This window comes from Pseudoalteromonas sp. Ld20 (assembly GCF_045064175.1).
Taxonomy (GTDB): Bacteria; Pseudomonadota; Gammaproteobacteria; order Enterobacterales; family Alteromonadaceae; genus Pseudoalteromonas; species Pseudoalteromonas neustonica.
Window position 1 is genome coordinate 14087 of record NZ_JBISHB010000030.1, and the last position, 16600, is coordinate 30686.

Genomic DNA, 16600 nt, shown 5'->3' on the forward strand with positions numbered 1-16600 from the left:
TACTTTTACAAGTCTGGAGTCGATTAACCAAATGAAATAGGACGGCGGCCTGTTTTTTCATCAACCTTTGGTTTTTTAACACGTTTACGTTTGGCTTTTGCGGGGGCATTAGCTGCTTGCTCAGTGTTCTTTTGTGGCTCAGGCTGTGTTGATGAAGCAGAGCGCTCAGCTGGGATTGCCGTTTCACTTAATGTCAGTTGAAAGTGCTCACCATCAAATTCAAGGATGTCGCCACTGTATAATTTTTTCCGCTTGATTGTACAAATTTCATGGTTAACGCCCACGTAGCCCTCAGTGATGAGATTTTTGGCTTGGCCGCCACCTTCGACTAAATCAAGAACTTTTAAGAGTTTGCATAGCTCAATTGGCTCTTCTTCTAATTCAATTTCAATATATTCTTGGTTCATGTTCGATCTCATTAAGGTAGGGCACAGCCTATAGTATAAAGGCTTAGTGTGATTTTTGCATCTAGCTGTCTCAAGTCAGCGAAGCATTAAATAAAATTAATGTGCAACTTTTTAGTGTTTTTCTCTGTCTTTAAGAAAACGGTAGTATTTCACGCGTAGTATCCGCCCGAACAGCTGGCCTGCAATTTGCTATTCGAGTCGAATTCGATATTTAGTTGGCCATTTAATTACAAATGCCGCAGTACTGGAGATTTAAAATGGGCGTTAGATCAGCCATGAAAAAAGAGCTAATGGGCTTGGAAGGTTCGGGATTTATGACCGCTGACGATGTACGATCTGAACTTAGCAAAATTGTAAAAAAAGTGCCTGATAGATCAGATCGTGGTTTTTCTTTAATTTCGCGTTTTAACGACAATCACAGTCAATTGAGTTGCGGTGAAAATAGCAAAGAAAAGCTACTTGAATTTCAGCGGCATCGTTTATTTAAAGACGTTTTGTATACGCGTAAAAGTGTTGATGCGTGGCTTGATAGCCAAGTAAATTAGGTTGCTATAAAAGAGAAACTCAAATAGACTATGTTTGTAATCTATTTGAGGTGACTATGAAAAATGGAATTTTAATCGCCATGCTGTTATTACTAACAGCGTGTCAACAACCGACTGTTTATGTATATACGCAAGGCTTAACTGCAATACAAAAGCAGCAACTGACAAAGCAATTACAACTGCAGACATTACCTTATCAATTTACCCAATTGCCTATACCGAAAGAGTTTACTGCGGCTACATTGCTCACCTCACAAGATAAATTACTCACACATGAAACACAGTCACTTGCTGATATTATGCAGTTGATGGGCTACCAACCACAGCTAAATTATGTATCAGTGGCAAACCATCATTATAGCGATGGTAACATTGGTTTTTACCTACGAGGTGAGCACATTGAGCCGGGCTTTAATATGCCCAAATTAATGCGTACAACTAACTGCTCCGAAGACAGATACAACGATTTACAAGTGACATTTCACGAAAACGTGGTCGCGTTTACATTATTAAATGGTACTCGTGCTCAGTTAGAGTGGGGGCGTTATGAGGACTATGTAATCATCAATTATAGAGGTACTTCGCAGTCATACACGCATTCAACCCCTTTGGTCGCCACACCTTTTGGGGAAAAACCCTCAGATACATTTCGCTATACTGCGCATGTTGGGAGTCCACAATGGCTAAATTGTTCATTACAGATTGTTTATATGGATTAAGGACTGATTGCTTTAGCTTGATCTAATAAACCTATGCTGCGTTTAACGCCTTCGAGCGCAGGTTTAAACTCACTGTTTTTAATTACGCTGGTGACCGGGTATTCAGCCAGCAAACTGGCGTACATTTTTTGTGCGCTGTCACTTATTAGGTATTCAATAAAGCGATTTGCATTATCAGCGTTTGGCGCATATTTGGCGATAGCCACAGTGGTTGTTGATATAGGTGTTAACCCTTGCTGATTTTTAAGCCAGTTGATAGAGAGTTTGCTGGCCATATCGCGATCGCGCTTATTCTGAGAGTTTTGTAACATTGCTAAATAGTAATGATTGGCGAAAGCAAACTGGCATTTTCCCTGCGCTAATGACCTTAGCTGATCTCTATCAGAGCCGCTGGGGCGTTTTACCAATAACTTATTTGCGTGTTGTATCCAAGCTGAGTCTTGGTTGTTATTACTGGCAAGTAGACCAGCAAACAAGGTTTGATTATAACTGTGCTGCCAGTCCCGTACGCAAAATGTTTCTTGGTATTGTGGTTGTTGTAAATCGCCATAGTAGATTGGTGTAGGCACGTGTGTTGTATCGCTGGTAAATAATGCCCGTCCTCGTATTGATACACTTAACCACAGATTATTAGTATCTCGCAGCTGGGTAGGTACATTGATCAGCTGTGCAAAATCGTTGAAAGGTTGTAAAAGGTGGCGATGATTATGCAATTGGGCCAAATCAGCGCTCAGCACTATATCAGCTAAGCTTTGGGCACCATCATTGTTTAAACGACGCAATAGTTCTTGAGATTTACCATTGACTAAATTAACTTTGATTTTAGTGGTTTGTTCAAAATCGTTAAGTAAAGGTGCAATGAGCTCCTGCTTTCGAAAAGAGTAAATGTTAATTTCGCTTTGATTAGCGAACGTAAAATCAGCACTTAGTACCGAAAATAGAAATAAAAGGTAAAGTTTACTTTTAATCATCGCAAATAAGAATTATTATCGTATTCAATTAGTGTACATAATCTAAATGATAAGTCTATATTGTGAAATTAAATATTTTGAAACAGCCTATGCAAATAGGTTACTTACTTTTCGCTTTGTATTTTTTCATGATGCTTTATGTTGGTTCTATATTGCATAGCTACTACCAAAATGAAACGCGGCAAACATTAGAAAAGCAATTAACCACCCATGAGCAGCTTTTAAAGACTAAGTTGTTACATATCTCGCATTTACTTTACTCAATTGACGCCTATCAGCAACTCAATGGATATGAACCTGAATTATTTTTACAACTGGCACAATCACAACTGCAGGGCATTGATGTTCCATTGCGGTTGGAGTCGTATGCGTTAATTAAGCCACAACAACAGCAAGTTTTAACGCAGGCGCTTAAAAAGGCTGGGCATTTTGATTTTAAAATTAAAGGTGTAGAAGCAAATGCCGAGCATATGCTCGTTATAAACCGCGCTGCACCAGTGGCAGAGTATGGCCATACAGTTGGAGAAAGTGTGGCACTTAATAACGCACATGTTGCGCGCTTGCAAGCGAGTAACCAGTTGTATCTTCTCGTCTGGCCAAACCGTGAGAACAAATGGAGTATTTTGATCGAGCAAGGCGATGTAGATGGTTTTAGACACGTACTAGGGATTAGTTTTTTACTTGATAATCTACTCGATAGTCTTTTTTCAGATGTGTATTTGAGAACAGAGCAGCATTTACAAGTCGCTGTCGCAGACCGTTTGATTTTTAGCTCTGATTGGAAAAATACGTTTTCGTTATCTGAGTTGGCAGCTGGCGCGAGTAGTGAGGTAAATTTTTTTGGTGAGCCTATTAAGCTTACTTTATATAGCAAAGAGCAATTGTCACATTCATTACTCGATGACAGTATTTGTTTGATTATAGCGTTTGAAGTGATTGCACTACTTTGTGGTTTAATGGTGTTACTCCATGTAAGGACGTTGCTTAATCGTAATGAACTAGTGAACAAAACAGTGGTTGAGCGTACTGCATGTTTGGCAAAAACGAATCAGCAATTAGAGCGGGAATCCAGTCAGCGGCTTATTGCATTACAGCAGCAACTAGCGGCAGAAAAAAAATATAAAAGTGTGTTTTTAAATAGCCACGAAGGGCTGTTTGTACTAAATGAACATGGCCATATATTGGAGGCTAATCCGGCCTTCCAGCGACTATTATTAAGTAATCATAAGCAATCAACATCAATACGTTTTAGTCAACTAATGGCTGATGAACATTCTCAGCAACAGTGGCTGTCGTATTTACAACAGCAAAGTAATCATCAAGAATTTGAGTGGTTAGGGGTGAATGGTCAAGGCAAGTCGTTGTGGCTAAGGCAAACAGGTAATTGGGCAACACATGATGGGAATCGTCGTTATGAGGGGCGTTTGATTGATATCACTCAGCACACCTTGTTTCATGAGCAATTAAAGTATAAAGCACAGCATGATGGGCTGACCAATTTACTGAACAGGCAAACATTCTTAGATGCGCTTGAAGTAAAAAGAAAAGCCACCCAAGATGATTTTATTTTACTGTATATCGATCTCGATAGATTTAAATTAATTAATGATACTTTAGGGCATATAGCTGGCGATAAACTCCTTATTGAATTTGCCGCCCGAATGCAAATATTAATGGGTTTTTGTAGCTCAATAGCTCGATTAGGCGGGGATGAGTTTGCTATTTTAATTAAAACGCACAAGCTACTACAACCGCTCGAAGGGGTAATGGAGGATTTGCTGGGCGAGATCCGTAGGCCATTTACCTATCAACGGCAGCAATACACGGTGAGTGGCAGTGTTGGCGTGCGACCATTTAAAGCACCCTGTAATGAGTGCACGGCGGAAAAGCTATTGCATGATGCAGATGTTGCTATGTATGAAGCAAAGCGACGCGGTAAAAATGGTTATTATATTTATAGTGATAGTATTGCTGATGAGGTATCACGTAAATTGCAAGTTGAAAAAATGCTGCATGAATCCTCTGTGAGTGATGAGTTAGCATTGCACCTGCAGCCTATGTTTTGTAACCAAGGCCGTAAACTAAACGGTTTTGAAGCGCTATTACGCTGGTATAGCCCAACTTTAGGTCACGTGAGTCCTGCTGAATTTATTCCAATCGCTGAAGAGTGCGGGAAAATAGTTCAACTAGGTCAGTGGGTATTTGAGCGCGCTCTAAGTTTTATTGAGTCACTATCAGGAAATGAAGTATTTATAAGTATTAATGTTTCGCCTATTCAGCTACATAGTCAAGGGTTTTTAGATTGGTTGGAATCGCGAATGCAACGGAGCTCTATCAGCTGTCGACAAATAAAAATAGAATTAACAGAGTCGGCAATGATGGCAGAAGAAGACAGTTTAATAGAGCCATTGCTGCGCTTGCATTCGTTAGGGTTTGGTATTTACATTGATGATTTTGGCACAGGCTATAGCAGTTTATCTCGGTTGACATGTTTGCCCGTGACAGGATTGAAGATAGATCGCTCGTTTATTAATGATTTAGAGCACCGTAAAGATTCTTTGCAATTAGTGGAGGCAATTTGTGCGATCGCAAAAAGCTTTAATTTAACAGTCACTGCAGAGGGCATTGAAACTGACAATCAACTTGAAAAAATATCTAAGCTATATTGCCACTACACGCAAGGGTACTTAATGAGCCGACCATTGTCAGAACAATATGCCGAGCAATTATATAACGAGAACTACGCATGTTTGAATATTGCATAAAAGTATTGACCTCAACTTAGCTTGAGGTTTTAAGATGTGTGCATACTCTAGATACCCTATATACCTTAAAGGACTAACTATGCCCACTTATATAAAAAACTACCTTGCGACACTATTAGTTAACACGCATGCTCAGCTTGATTTAGATTTAGTCTCACACATGCAAGCCGCGCATTTAGCGCAATACAGCTTTAGCAGCATCAATGCACTACAAGATAAAGTGCTAAGTTTAGAGCCTAAAATATTGTTTGAGCGTTTGATAGAGCAGCGCGAGGGCGGATATTGCTTTGAGCACAATAAAATTTTTCACCTTGCACTAGAGGCGCTTGGTTTTGATGTAAAAATACTTATTGGCCGTGTAATGCTCAATGGCCAAACACAAAACCCACGCTCACATCGTCTCATTCTGCTCACCTTGGATAACAAGCAATATTTAATTGATGTTGGCTTTGGTGTTAGTACACCAATTATACCGCTGCCTATTGATAAATCAGGGTTGCATCAGCAAGGGGTGAATACATACCAAGTAAAACGTACTGATAATTTCATTGAAGTTAAGCAAACTCAGCCAGAGCTCAAATATATTTATCGTATTGAGCTCGGTGAATTTTATGAAAGTGATTGTGAGATTGCTCACTTTTATAGTCATCAACATCAAAGTGCCGCATTTGTAAATAACTTAGTTGTATCGCGTATAGCCGACTCAGAGCGCTTTCTAATTCGTAACAATCAGTATTTTTATTGGAATGAAAAGAACAAGCACAGCACCGAATTAGCCATTACAAGTTCAGCGCAATTGTATCAGTTGATTACAGAGGTATTTAAAATTCAGGTACCTGAGACATTCGTTGAGAAGCTGTTTAAATGCAAATTAGCCGCGTGATTCAAGGTAGTCATTTAATTTTGTAATGCGTTCACTCATGCCTTCAATAATACGATCTTTAATTTTTTCGCGGATCACATTAGGTAAGCGAGTCAGTGCTTCAGGTGTAATAGCAAGCACGATAGTGTCGCTTTTGGCGCGTGCACTGGTGCTACGCTCTCGGTTGTTAATAAATGCGCCTTCACCAATAAATTCACCAGGCTCAATTGTGCCTAAGTCAAGTAAGTGGCTGTGTTTATAGACAACAATGGCACCGCTGAGAACAATGTATAAGCGTTTGTCGTTATCAAACTGCTTAAATAAAAAACGGCTTTGGCTAATTAAATATAATTGACTGAATGATTCAAGCAAAACTTGTCGTTCGTTGAGTGAGAACTCTTTAAAAAAATTCAGTCTATTAATAATTTCCATCTGTTTTATGAGAGGAATGTGCTCGATTAACTTCATCAAAAACCAATATTGTTATTTTATGAATTAATATTGCGCTCTTTTAATTTTCTGGTCAATGTATTACGACCCCAGCCAATTTTTACTGCTGCTTCTTGTTTGTGTCCAGCGCAGTTGGCTAGTGCCGTTTTAATCAGGCGGGTTTCTAATTGAGCTTGTACGTTAGGCCAAATATTCTCTTTACCTTGTTTAAGCTCTTGATTCAGCCATTGCTGAAATGCATCGAGCCAGTCACCTTCTTGTTGCGACGCCTCTACTTCGAGAATCTCAGGAGGTAAATCTTGCTCACTGACCAATTCACCCGGTGCCATAACGGTTAGCCAGCGGCAAGTGTTCTCTAATTGACGAACATTTCCGGGCCAGTTGAATAAGCGCAGTTGATCGGTTGCTTTTGGGCTAAGAATTTTGCTTTCTACTTGCAAGTCTTTGGCGCTTTTATGCAAAAAGTGTTGCGCTAAGCGTTCTATATCTTCGGTGCGTTCACGTAGCGCGGGAAGGCGTAACCTGACGACGTTTAAACGGTGAAATAAATCATCTCTAAACTTACCCTGCTTAACGAGATCTTCAAGGTTTTGATGTGTTGCAGCAATAATACGCACATCCACTTTAATACTTTGATGCCCACCAACACGGTAAAATTCACCATCTGCTAATACGCGTAATAAGCGTGTTTGCACATCCAATGGCATGTCACCGATTTCATCTAAAAATAAGGTGCCGCCATTAGCCTGTTCAAAACGGCCTTTACGTACGCTATCAGCACCTGTAAAGGCACCTTTTTCGTGCCCAAAGAGCTCTGACTCAACCAGTTCCTTAGGAATGGCGGCCATGTTTAAAGCAATAAATTGATTTTCTTTTCGTGGGCTATGGTTATGCAAAGCACTGGCGACAAGCTCTTTGCCTGTACCAGACTCACCATTAATGAGCACACTCATGCTTGATGCCGATAGTTTACCTATAGCACGAAACACCTCCTGCATAGCGGGGGCTTCACCAATAATGTGCGCACTTTTGGGGGGAGCTTGCTTACGCTTGGTCTTTTTTGTCGCATTCGCACGGCACGCACTTTCAACAAGGCTGACGGCTTCATTTAAATCAAATGGTTTGGCTAAGTATTCAAAAGCACCTTTTTGAAACGCATTGACTGCTGAATCTAAATCTGAATGCGCGGTCATGATAATAACTGGCAGCCCTGGGTTTTGCTCTGCTATTAGTTCTAACAGTGCCATACCGTCCATTCCGGGCATACGTACGTCAGAAATAAGCACAGTCGGTTGGCTAAATTTAAGTGCAGTGAGGACATCTTGTGCATTAGAAAAGCTTTCAGCGTTAAATCCTGCACGGGTGAGGGCTTTTTCAAGTACGAAACGAATTGATGCATCATCATCTACAAGCCAAACTGTTTTCATAGGTGCTCCAAAACCGCTTAATCTACAAACGGCAGATATATATTAAATTCTGTATGACCAGGCCAGCTATCACACTCGATGTAGCCATTGTGTTGGTCGATCAAGGTTTGCGCTATCGAAAGGCCTAGGCCAGAACCACCTTCTTTATTCGTGATCATGGGGTAGAATAGCGTTTCTTTAATGCTAGGATCGATACCTGGTCCATTGTCTGAAATTTGTATCTGCAAGGCCTTTTTAGGGGGTTTTCCGGGGCGTCGTTGGCGCTGGTTGATGCGTGTTTTAATTTTGATTACACCACCATTCACTAATGCTTGCTGCGCATTACGTACGATATTGAGCACAACTTGCTGAATTTTACCTTGGTCAATAAACACATCGGGTATACTCGGGTCGTAATCTTTTTCTAAACTGATGTTGGCACAGTTGTCGAGAGTACTTAACCTGATAACCGACTCCAAGGTTTGGTGAATATTACCGTATGATTTTTGCGGTAATTGATTCGGCCCTAGTAATCTATCAACTAGTTCTCGCAAGCGATCTGCTTGCTCAATAATTAGCTCAGCGCATTCATCCCGTTCTTGCTGATCAACCTCATACTGCAATAATTGCGCCGCTCCACGAATACCACCTAAAGGATTTTTTATTTCGTGCGCAAGCCCCCTAATTAGGTTACGTGCAGCTTGATATTGGTGCATTTGATTTGAAGCTTGATCGTGGCGGATTTCATCATCCGTTTGCCGACATTCGAGCAAAATATAATAGGCATTTTCTAGCATAACGCGTCGTGCACTAATCGCTAATTTAGCATGGCGAGAATCAACGAAAACTACGTCAGCTCTGTGCTGGTGGCAATCTACACCATCAATTAAAGCGTATTGCGCTATTCGTTTTAAATCAATTGAGTGGTAACTAAATAGGCTATCGAAAGATTGTTTTAAAATACGTTTAGGGCCTAAGCCTAATAGCTCACTCGCACTGTCATTGGCGTACACAAGGGTAAAACGTTCATCAAGTAAAATAACGGCCGTAGTCAGATTTTGCCAAATACTTGCGAGGAGTTCGGGGCGGAAAATTTTATTGTTGGGCATGGTTGCACCATTTTAGTGCGTTGATGATATTTAGCAGCTTATCACAGAGTTACGTACAAGAAATGTGTCGTGGTAGAAAAAACACTATTCTTACAAAGACGATGCCCTATGCATAAAAAAAGTGCTGCTTTCACTAACCGAGACCACAGAACCTTCGGAGTTAAATAGTTTCAATTGCAATGTGTGCTCACCGCGGTTTACATCACGAAGTGCAAAAGTACCCGTGTTGCTCGGCTTAGCGAATGCGACACCATCAACGAGTAATTGAATTTTAAAACCGCTCTCAAAGCGTGGAACTATTCTACTAGTAACGTAAACAGACCCTGTATTTTCACGGACAGTTTCTTCATTAGTGGGTGAAGCAATAACAATTTTAAAGTTGACCACCGCAGCGGGCTTGTCTTCATTTAACACGGTAATATCAACAGCGGGCATAGATAAATTTTGGCTTGATAATTTAATTTCTTGGGCTCCTGCTCTAGGGCTGTCAGAAAATACCAGTACGCCATGTTTGTCTTTCCACGAGTAGATTTTTTTGTCACCGCCGTAGCTGTTAATACTAACTAAAGACATGCTTAAAAGTAATAAAATTGTTTTTTTCACTGTACAGTCCTGCATTTTTTGCACTAATTAAACTGTAGTGGATAATGACCAAATTTACCATAAAAAAAGCCCGTAAAACGGGCCTTGAGAACACATATATATTATCTATTAGATAATTTTCTCTACAGCGTTATTAGCAGCTATAGTACATTTCAAACTCAACTGGGTGAGTTGTCATGTTAAGCTTTTCAACTTCCTGACTCTTAAGTTTGATGTAAGCATCAATTAAGTCATCAGTAAATACGTTACCTTGCGTTAAGAACTCACGGTCTGCGCTAAGTGCACAGAGTGCTTCATCAAGTGATGCCGCAACAGTTGGGATCTCAGCTGCTTCTTCAGCAGGTAAGTCGTATAAATCTTTATCCATTGCATCGCCAGGGTGGATCTTGTTTTTGATACCGTCAAGACCTGCCATTAACATTGCAGAAAATGCAAGGTATGGGTTAGCTGTTGGATCTGGGAAGCGTACTTCGATACGACGACCTTTTTCAGACGGAACCACTGGAATACGAATTGATGCAGAGCGGTTACGTGCAGAATATGCAAGCATAACTGGCGCTTCAAAACCTGGTACTAAACGCTTGTACGAGTTAGTCGATGCATTCGCAAACGCATTGATTGCTTTAGCGTGTTTGATAATACCGCCGATGTAGTAAAGTGCATCTTCAGAAAGACCGCCGTACTTGTCGCCTGCGAATAAGTTAACACCGTCTTTAGCTAAAGACTGGTGACAATGCATACCAGAACCGTTATCACCAACAACTGGTTTAGGCATAAAAGTCGCAGTTTTGCCATATAAATGAGCCATGTTATGGATAACATATTTCATCTCTTGGATTTCATCTGCTTTAATTACCATCGTATTAAAGCGAGTCGCGATTTCATTTTGACCAGCGGTTGCTACTTCGTGGTGATGTGCTTCTACTACTTGGCCCATTTCTTCTAGAACGAGACACGTAGCTGAACGCCAATCTTGGAAATCATCAACTGGAGCAACTGGGAAGTAACCGCCTTTAACGCCAGGACGGTGACCTGTGTTGCCATCTGCATATTCTTTATCTGAATTCCAAGCAGCTTGCTTAGAATCAATTTTGTACATTGAACCAGACATATCCGTTTTGTATTTAACATCATCAAATACGAAAAACTCAGGTTCAGGGCCAAATAAAACTGTATCAGCAATACCTGTAGAACGCATATACTCTTCAGCGCGTTTAGCAACTGAACGCGGGTCGCGCTCATAACCTTGTAATGTTGCAGGCTCAACGACGTCACAACGTAAGATTAATGTCGCTTCTTCTGTGAAAGGGTCTAGCTTAGCTGATTCAGCAACAGGCATTAATACCATGTCTGATTCATTAATACCTTTCCAGCCAGCAATTGAAGAACCGTCAAACATTTTACCGTCTTCAAAGAAATCTTCATCAACTTGGTGATGAGGAATAGAAACGTGTTGCTCTTTACCTTTTGTATCAGTAAAGCGTAAATCAACGAACTTAACGTCATTTTCTTTAATAAAATCTAAAACCGATTGTGACATGTGTCCTCCAACTGTTGGGTTTTATTTTTGCTGCATAATTGCTTTTGTTTATAGTAAGCGTTTTCTGTGCCATATTTATAAGTCTTTGTTTATAAGTTTAAAAATTATAGTTCTACGTTATGCTACCTATTGCGTTGCACCAATATGAAGCGTTAAAAGATCATTTTGGTGCGTAACGGGATTTGGTACGACTTGTATGAATTATAAACACAGCTGTAAAACTAACTTACTTATAAAATACTGTCAAAATATGGCATGAAATGTATTGAATGTACAAAATAAGAGTTAATTCAGAAATTAAATTAATAAAAATGTCATATATAAAACAGATACTTATTGGAACTATTAAGAAAGTTTTGAAATATATATTGGATAAACTTTCATCCATGTCATTTATAGGGGATAATATGCGCCCTTTTAAATCCAATGCTGGGACATCTCGTGAAAACGCGGGTGAGAGCGTAAAGCCCCTGCAGGATCATTGAGATTCAATTTCTCTGAGTGAATATATGAGCATCGAAAAGTTAAGAAATATAGCGATTATCGCGCACGTTGACCACGGTAAAACAACACTGGTTGACAAACTACTTGAGCAATCAGGTACATTAGAAACACGCGGCGGTAACGAAGAGCGCGTGATGGACTCAAACGACATTGAGAAAGAACGTGGTATTACCATTTTGGCTAAAAACACAGCCATCTCATGGAACGATTACCATATCAATATCGTTGATACTCCAGGACACGCCGACTTCGGTGGCGAAGTTGAACGCGTACTTTCGATGGCTGACTCAGTATTACTACTTGTTGATGCTCAAGAAGGTCCAATGCCGCAAACGCGTTTCGTTACGCAAAAGGCATTCGCACAGGGCTTAAAGCCGATCGTAGTTATCAATAAAATTGATAAGCCAGGTGCACGTCCTGATTGGGTTATGGATCAAATCTTTGATTTATTCGACAACCTTGGCGCAACTGACGAACAGTTAGATTTTAAAGTAATCTACGCTTCAGCTATCAACGGCTGGGCAACACTAGATTTAGACGAGCCATCAGACAACATGGAACCTATGTTCAAGATGATCGTTGATGAAGTATCACCACCGGATGCAGATCCTGAAGGTGACTTTCAAATGCAGATCTCTCAACTTGATTACAACTCATATGTTGGTGTAATCGGTATAGGTCGTATCAAACGTGGTTCTGTTGCTCCTAACCAACAAGTTACTATTATTGGTGCTGACGGCTCTAAACGTAACGGTAAAATCGGTGCAGTACAAAGCTACCTTGGCCTTGAGCGTATCGAAACTGATAAAGCTTACGCAGGTAATATCGTAACAGTAACAGGTATTGGTGAGCTTAAGATCTCTGATACAGTTTGTTTCCCTGGCAACGTTGAAGCATTACCACCACTAAGTGTTGATGAGCCAACAGTAACAATGACATTCTCTGTAAATAACTCACCTTTCTGTGGTAAAGAAGGTAAGTTTGTAACATCACGTAATATCCGTGAGCGTTTAGACAAAGAATTAGTACACAACGTAGCACTTCGTGTTGCAGATACTGATAACCCTGATAGCTTCCGTGTATCGGGCCGTGGTGAATTACACCTAGGTATCTTAATCGAAAACATGCGTCGTGAAGGTTACGAGCTAGCAGTATCTCGTCCAGAAGTAATCTTACGTACAGTTGATGGTGTGTTAGAAGAACCGTATGAAACACTAACAATTGACTGTCAAGAAGAGCACCAGGGTTCTATCATGGAACAAATTGGTCTTCGTAAAGGTGAGCTTACTGATATGGCCCCAGATGGTAAAGGCCGTATGCGTTTGGACTTTATGATCCCTAGCCGTGGTTTAATCGGTTTCCAAACTGAGTTCATGACGTTAACATCAGGTTCTGGTTTACTTTATCACACGTTTGATCACTACGGTCCGCACAAAGGTGGCGAGCTAGGTGTTCGTAAGAACGGTGTAATGATTGCAAATGCAACAGGTAAAGCACTTACTAACGCATTATTTAACTTACAAGAGCGCGGCCGTTTATTCATCGGTCACGGTGTTGAAGTATACGAAGGTATGGTTATCGGTATTCATAGCCGTGATAACGACCTTACAGTTAATGCGCTTAAAGGTAAGCAACTTACTAACGTTCGTGCATCTGGTACAGATGAAGCACAAACATTAACTCCAGCACTTAACTATTCACTTGAGCAAGCGCTTGAGTTTATTGCTGATGATGAGTTAGTAGAAGTTACACCACTAAACATTCGTATCCGTAAGCGTCACCTTACAGAAAACGAACGTAAACGTGCGGGTCGTGCACCTAAGTCATAATCTATTAATTTAGAATAATGATTTCAAAAGCCGCTGTATTGTAAGATACAGCGGCTTTTTAGTGGGTGAAAACAAGAGTTGTAAGCTATAAGCGGTCAGATTAGAACAAGCGTGGTTGGGTAGATTGGTTGTAGGTGAAAGACAACCACATAAAGCTTTACCTAAAACAGATTTAGACACTAAAGCTAACACCATAGGTGGGAATTTACCTCGCGCAGGCGCTAACGTAATTACTTTTTCGGGATAAATCTCGACCTACAGTTTAAGTAACTCAGTAATTTCAAGGTGAATAATAACAGGGCAGAGGTTAAGCTAAAAACTCGGTTTTGGCTTGTCGTGAATGAATCACATTTTGAATGTCGAGTTGTTGGCTTTCTTTTGATGGCTTAACTTCAAAGCCTTCATGGCTGAGTAACCACAATTTACGCTCAATTCCTCCTGCATAGCCTGTGAGTGAGCCATTACTGCCTATCACTCTATGGCACGGTACAATTAAGCTAATAGGATTTCGGCCATTAGCGCCGCCAACGGCCTGAGAGCCTTTGGGCTTATTCACCATTTTAGCGATGTCTAAATACGTGACGACTTCACCATAGGGAATGTTTGATAAGCAGTACCACACTGATTTTTGAAAATCTGTTCCTTTAGGATCAAGGGGTAGGTCAAATTCTTTGCGTGCTTTTGCGAAATACTCATGTAACTGTTTTTTACACTCAGTTGTTATATCGCTGGCTATGACGTGGGTTTTTATTTCCCCAGAAAATATAACTTGGGTAATGCCTTTATCTGATGCTTTAAATTCAACACACCCTAGCGGTGTATCAATATAATCGACAAACATTGCAGTCGTCTCCCTAGTTGAAAAGTTAAGTGGTTTCGCTAAAACGTACATTGTCTGATTCGCTCAGTAATATCGTCGAATGCTCTACAGCTTGTTAATGACTACAATTGCACACTTTCACCTTCATTAAGAATATATAGCGGTACTTGTGAATCCATTTTTTTATACATATGCAATAAACGCAGTAACGCAGAATGGCTGCTGTGATCGCCCATCTGCCAACTTGAGTTGCCATAGCCCCACGGTATCATAACTTTACAATTAAGCTCTTGTGCTGCGTTTAGCGCGTCTTCCGGTGTGGTATGGACATAGCGATACCATTTGCCGTTTTCTTTATGATAGTAAGAAGCGATGGGTATTAGGCATACATCTATATCGCCATATTTTTGCTGAATGTCTTGAAAGTGTTTTGAATAGCCCGTATCGCCTGCAAAAAATAAAGTTTTACCATTTTGTTCTAGCAACCAGCCATTCCATGAGTCTTTATTGTCATCATCGTAGATGTAGGGAATAAGTACTCTATTGCTAAAATGATGAGCTGGCACTGCGTGGATCGTTAAATCATCAATATTGGTTTTTGAGTACCACGGCATTTCGCTGATGTTAAAACCACCTGTAGGAAAGTTATCCGCCATACCAAGTGGCGTTAAGTAATAGGGCTTATTACCTATGAGTTCTATATCGGCTTTATTGAAATGATCATAATGGATATGTGAATACATAACGGCATCAATACCGGCTAACTCTTGCTCATTTAACCAAGCACCAGGCTGACGATAGATGCCTCCTGTAAGTTTAAATGCGATATCAACGGGGGAATCAAACTGCGCTTTTACGGGATCAAATAATATATGCTGACCGTTTGGGGTATTGATCGAAAAACTAGCGTGACCCAGCCAGCGGACAGTGTAGTTGGTATTTAACTGTGGCAGTGTTTGCCTACCTTGATACTGGCAGTTTTCAGCGCTCGTTTCACACAGCAAATCGGGGTGAGCAGGGTAGCAGTCAGTTTCGCAGGTGGTCGGGTAATTTTGCTTTTTTGGGTATACATTATGGTAGCGACCAGCACGATCACCCTCTTTGTATTGTGCAATAACAGCATCTGGTGCGGTTATCTGGGTCACTTGATTGGGCGTACCACACGCGGCCAATAAGCACGAAGCAATGATTAAACCAACACCGTATACCTTCATTGTTTATTTACGCTTTGTAATTTTAACTACATAAAAGTGTACCAAAAACAGCCGATTAAAAAACATTTTAAAAGTAACAAAAAATAACAATAAAAAAGCCCATTACAGTGAATGGGCTTAATAGTTTTAGATCCTAGGATTATTATCCTGCTTTATTCATTTGTTCAATAAATTTGTTTGAGTCAGCAATTGACTTGTTCATATCATTCATCAATATTTGAATATCGCGTTTAAGGTTTGTAAATTCGCCTTTTATGGCGGTTACAGCCTGCGCATTTAAGTTATGCTTTAAGTACAATACATTATCTTTTAACGATGAAAGTACTGGCTCCATTTTGCTTTCGGCACTTCGCATTGAGCGCAGTAGTTGGTCAAATTGGCGCTTAGTCGAATTAAGTTTTTTGCTACTTTCACGCTTTAAAGATGCACTTTTGTATTGCTCAAGTTCATCTGCCCACTCGTCAAATAACGCGTCCGCAACGTCTTCAACTTTATTGATGTTGGTGGTTACATCTTCAGCAGCTTTCAAGCTTGACTCGTAATCATCATTAAGTTGGTTATAAGCCTCTTGTAACTCGCCACCGTCAAAGTTAATTAAAGTGGTTAAGCGTTCTAATGCTGATTGAAATTCTTCTTGCGATTCCTCTTGTGATTCCTTTGCCTCTTCTACACGATCAACGAGTATGTCGCGTTTATGTACACCGACAGACTCCATTGCTGAGTAATAGGCAGATTGGCAACCCGATAAAGCTAGGGTGAGTGCTAAAAGTGGTGCGCTGAGAAATGTACTTTTTTTCATTGAGATCTCTTTTTAAATCCGTTGATACTGCAAATTATGTGGGCGATTGCTATGATA

At 40.4% G+C, this 16600-nt stretch carries 15 protein-coding genes; 5 read left to right on the forward strand and 10 right to left on the reverse strand.

What is annotated here, in order from left to right; all coding sequences use genetic code 11:
* Positions 1–23 precede the first annotated feature (23 nt).
* Positions 24–407, reverse strand: coding sequence for an RNA-binding S4 domain-containing protein (locus ACJJVX_RS05755; protein WP_054206900.1), 384 nt, complete (start codon positions 405–407; stop codon positions 24–26).
* Positions 408–664: 257 nt separating this feature from the next.
* Between ACJJVX_RS05755 and ACJJVX_RS05760 the strand changes: the two genes are divergently transcribed.
* Both ACJJVX_RS05760 and ACJJVX_RS05765 read left to right on the forward strand, forming a co-directional pair.
* Positions 665–952: a hypothetical protein gene (locus ACJJVX_RS05760; RefSeq protein ID WP_054206899.1), complete on the forward strand. Its 288-nt coding sequence runs from the start codon at positions 665–667 to the stop codon at positions 950–952.
* 56 nt (positions 953–1008) lie between these two features.
* Positions 1009–1671 (forward strand): hypothetical protein, encoded by a 663-nt coding sequence (locus ACJJVX_RS05765; protein ID WP_170174023.1) that lies wholly within the window; start codon positions 1009–1011, stop codon positions 1669–1671.
* On the opposite strand, the gene ACJJVX_RS05770 is transcribed toward ACJJVX_RS05765, so the two are convergent.
* Complete coding sequence (locus ACJJVX_RS05770) at positions 1668–2642, reverse strand: extracellular solute-binding protein (protein ID WP_054206897.1); 975 nt, start codon at positions 2640–2642, stop codon at positions 1668–1670. The genes ACJJVX_RS05765 and ACJJVX_RS05770 overlap by 4 nt on opposite strands.
* A 62-nt stretch (positions 2643–2704) precedes the next feature.
* Between ACJJVX_RS05770 and ACJJVX_RS05775 the strand changes: the two genes are divergently transcribed.
* Together ACJJVX_RS05775 and ACJJVX_RS05780 are read left to right on the forward strand one after the other, a co-directional pair.
* Positions 2705–5407, forward strand: a complete 2703-nt coding sequence (locus tag ACJJVX_RS05775; protein WP_405630587.1) for a putative bifunctional diguanylate cyclase/phosphodiesterase — start codon at positions 2705–2707, stop codon at positions 5405–5407.
* Between the two features lie 79 nt (positions 5408–5486).
* Positions 5487–6290: an arylamine N-acetyltransferase gene (locus tag ACJJVX_RS05780; protein WP_054206896.1), complete on the forward strand. Its 804-nt coding sequence runs from the start codon at positions 5487–5489 to the stop codon at positions 6288–6290.
* On the opposite strand, the gene ACJJVX_RS05785 is transcribed toward ACJJVX_RS05780, so the two are convergent.
* The 5 genes from ACJJVX_RS05785 to glnA all read right to left on the reverse strand — a co-directional run bounded on the left by ACJJVX_RS05785 (position 6279) and on the right by glnA (position 11377).
* Positions 6279–6737 (reverse strand): cyclic nucleotide-binding domain-containing protein, encoded by a 459-nt coding sequence (locus ACJJVX_RS05785; RefSeq protein ID WP_054452909.1) that lies wholly within the window; start codon positions 6735–6737, stop codon positions 6279–6281. The genes ACJJVX_RS05780 and ACJJVX_RS05785 overlap by 12 nt on opposite strands.
* A gap of 20 nt (positions 6738–6757) precedes the next feature.
* Complete coding sequence (gene ntrC / locus ACJJVX_RS05790; RefSeq protein WP_054206894.1) at positions 6758–8146, reverse strand: nitrogen regulation protein NR(I); 1389 nt, start codon at positions 8144–8146, stop codon at positions 6758–6760.
* A 17-nt stretch (positions 8147–8163) separates the two neighbouring features.
* The gene (gene glnL / locus ACJJVX_RS05795; RefSeq protein WP_405630589.1) at positions 8164–9234 is read right to left on the reverse strand and encodes a nitrogen regulation protein NR(II); all 1071 of its coding nucleotides are present in this window, start codon (positions 9232–9234) and stop codon (positions 8164–8166) included.
* A 90-nt stretch (positions 9235–9324) separates the two neighbouring features.
* Positions 9325–9837, reverse strand: coding sequence for a DUF4124 domain-containing protein (locus ACJJVX_RS05800; protein ID WP_231659121.1), 513 nt, complete (start codon positions 9835–9837; stop codon positions 9325–9327).
* A gap of 133 nt (positions 9838–9970) precedes the next feature.
* Positions 9971–11377: a glutamate--ammonia ligase gene (glnA, locus tag ACJJVX_RS05805; RefSeq protein ID WP_054206891.1), complete on the reverse strand. Its 1407-nt coding sequence runs from the start codon at positions 11375–11377 to the stop codon at positions 9971–9973.
* Positions 11378–11886: 509 nt separating this feature from the next.
* On the opposite strand from glnA, the gene typA reads away from it, so the two are divergent.
* A complete protein-coding gene (gene typA, locus ACJJVX_RS05810; protein WP_054206889.1) occupies positions 11887–13710 on the forward strand; it encodes a translational GTPase TypA in 1824 nt (607 codons plus the stop codon).
* A 307-nt stretch (positions 13711–14017) separates the two neighbouring features.
* Here typA and ACJJVX_RS05815 read toward each other — a convergent pair whose 3' ends face one another.
* The 3 genes from ACJJVX_RS05815 to ACJJVX_RS05825 form a co-directional block, all read right to left on the reverse strand.
* On the reverse strand, positions 14018–14551 hold the full coding sequence (locus tag ACJJVX_RS05815) for a methylated-DNA--[protein]-cysteine S-methyltransferase (protein ID WP_054206888.1): 534 nt from the start codon (positions 14549–14551) through the stop codon (positions 14018–14020).
* 101 nt (positions 14552–14652) lie between these two features.
* Positions 14653–15744 carry an MBL fold metallo-hydrolase gene (locus ACJJVX_RS05820; protein ID WP_405630594.1) on the reverse strand — a complete coding sequence of 364 codons (1092 nt, stop codon included), beginning with the start codon at positions 15742–15744 and terminating at the stop codon, positions 14653–14655.
* 142 nt (positions 15745–15886) lie between these two features.
* Entirely contained in the window at positions 15887–16543 is a 657-nt protein-coding gene (locus ACJJVX_RS05825; RefSeq protein ID WP_054206886.1) for a DUF2959 domain-containing protein, read from the reverse strand.
* Positions 16544–16600: the final 57 nt, after the last annotated feature.

Excerpts from the sequence above, each read along its gene's own strand:
- ACJJVX_RS05755 (WP_054206900.1), bottom strand. The coding sequence starts at position 407 with ATGAACCAAGAATATATTGAAATTGAATTAGAAGAAGAGCCAATTGAG.
- ACJJVX_RS05760 (WP_054206899.1), top strand. The coding sequence starts at position 665 with ATGGGCGTTAGATCAGCCATGAAAAAAGAGCTAATGGGCTTGGAAGGT.
- ACJJVX_RS05765 (WP_170174023.1), top strand. The coding sequence starts at position 1,009 with ATGAAAAATGGAATTTTAATCGCCATGCTGTTATTACTAACAGCGTGT.
- ACJJVX_RS05770 (WP_054206897.1), bottom strand. The coding sequence starts at position 2,642 with ATGATTAAAAGTAAACTTTACCTTTTATTTCTATTTTCGGTACTAAGT.
- ACJJVX_RS05780 (WP_054206896.1), top strand. The coding sequence starts at position 5,487 with ATGCCCACTTATATAAAAAACTACCTTGCGACACTATTAGTTAACACG.
- ACJJVX_RS05785 (WP_054452909.1), bottom strand. The coding sequence starts at position 6,737 with ATGAAGTTAATCGAGCACATTCCTCTCATAAAACAGATGGAAATTATT.
- ntrC (WP_054206894.1), bottom strand. The coding sequence starts at position 8,146 with ATGAAAACAGTTTGGCTTGTAGATGATGATGCATCAATTCGTTTCGTA.
- glnL (WP_405630589.1), bottom strand. The coding sequence starts at position 9,234 with ATGCCCAACAATAAAATTTTCCGCCCCGAACTCCTCGCAAGTATTTGG.
- glnA (WP_054206891.1), bottom strand. The coding sequence starts at position 11,377 with ATGTCACAATCGGTTTTAGATTTTATTAAAGAAAATGACGTTAAGTTC.
- typA (WP_054206889.1), top strand. The coding sequence starts at position 11,887 with ATGAGCATCGAAAAGTTAAGAAATATAGCGATTATCGCGCACGTTGAC.
- ACJJVX_RS05815 (WP_054206888.1), bottom strand. The coding sequence starts at position 14,551 with ATGTTTGTCGATTATATTGATACACCGCTAGGGTGTGTTGAATTTAAA.
- ACJJVX_RS05820 (WP_405630594.1), bottom strand. The coding sequence starts at position 15,744 with ATGAAGGTATACGGTGTTGGTTTAATCATTGCTTCGTGCTTATTGGCC.
- ACJJVX_RS05825 (WP_054206886.1), bottom strand. The coding sequence starts at position 16,543 with ATGAAAAAAAGTACATTTCTCAGCGCACCACTTTTAGCACTCACCCTA.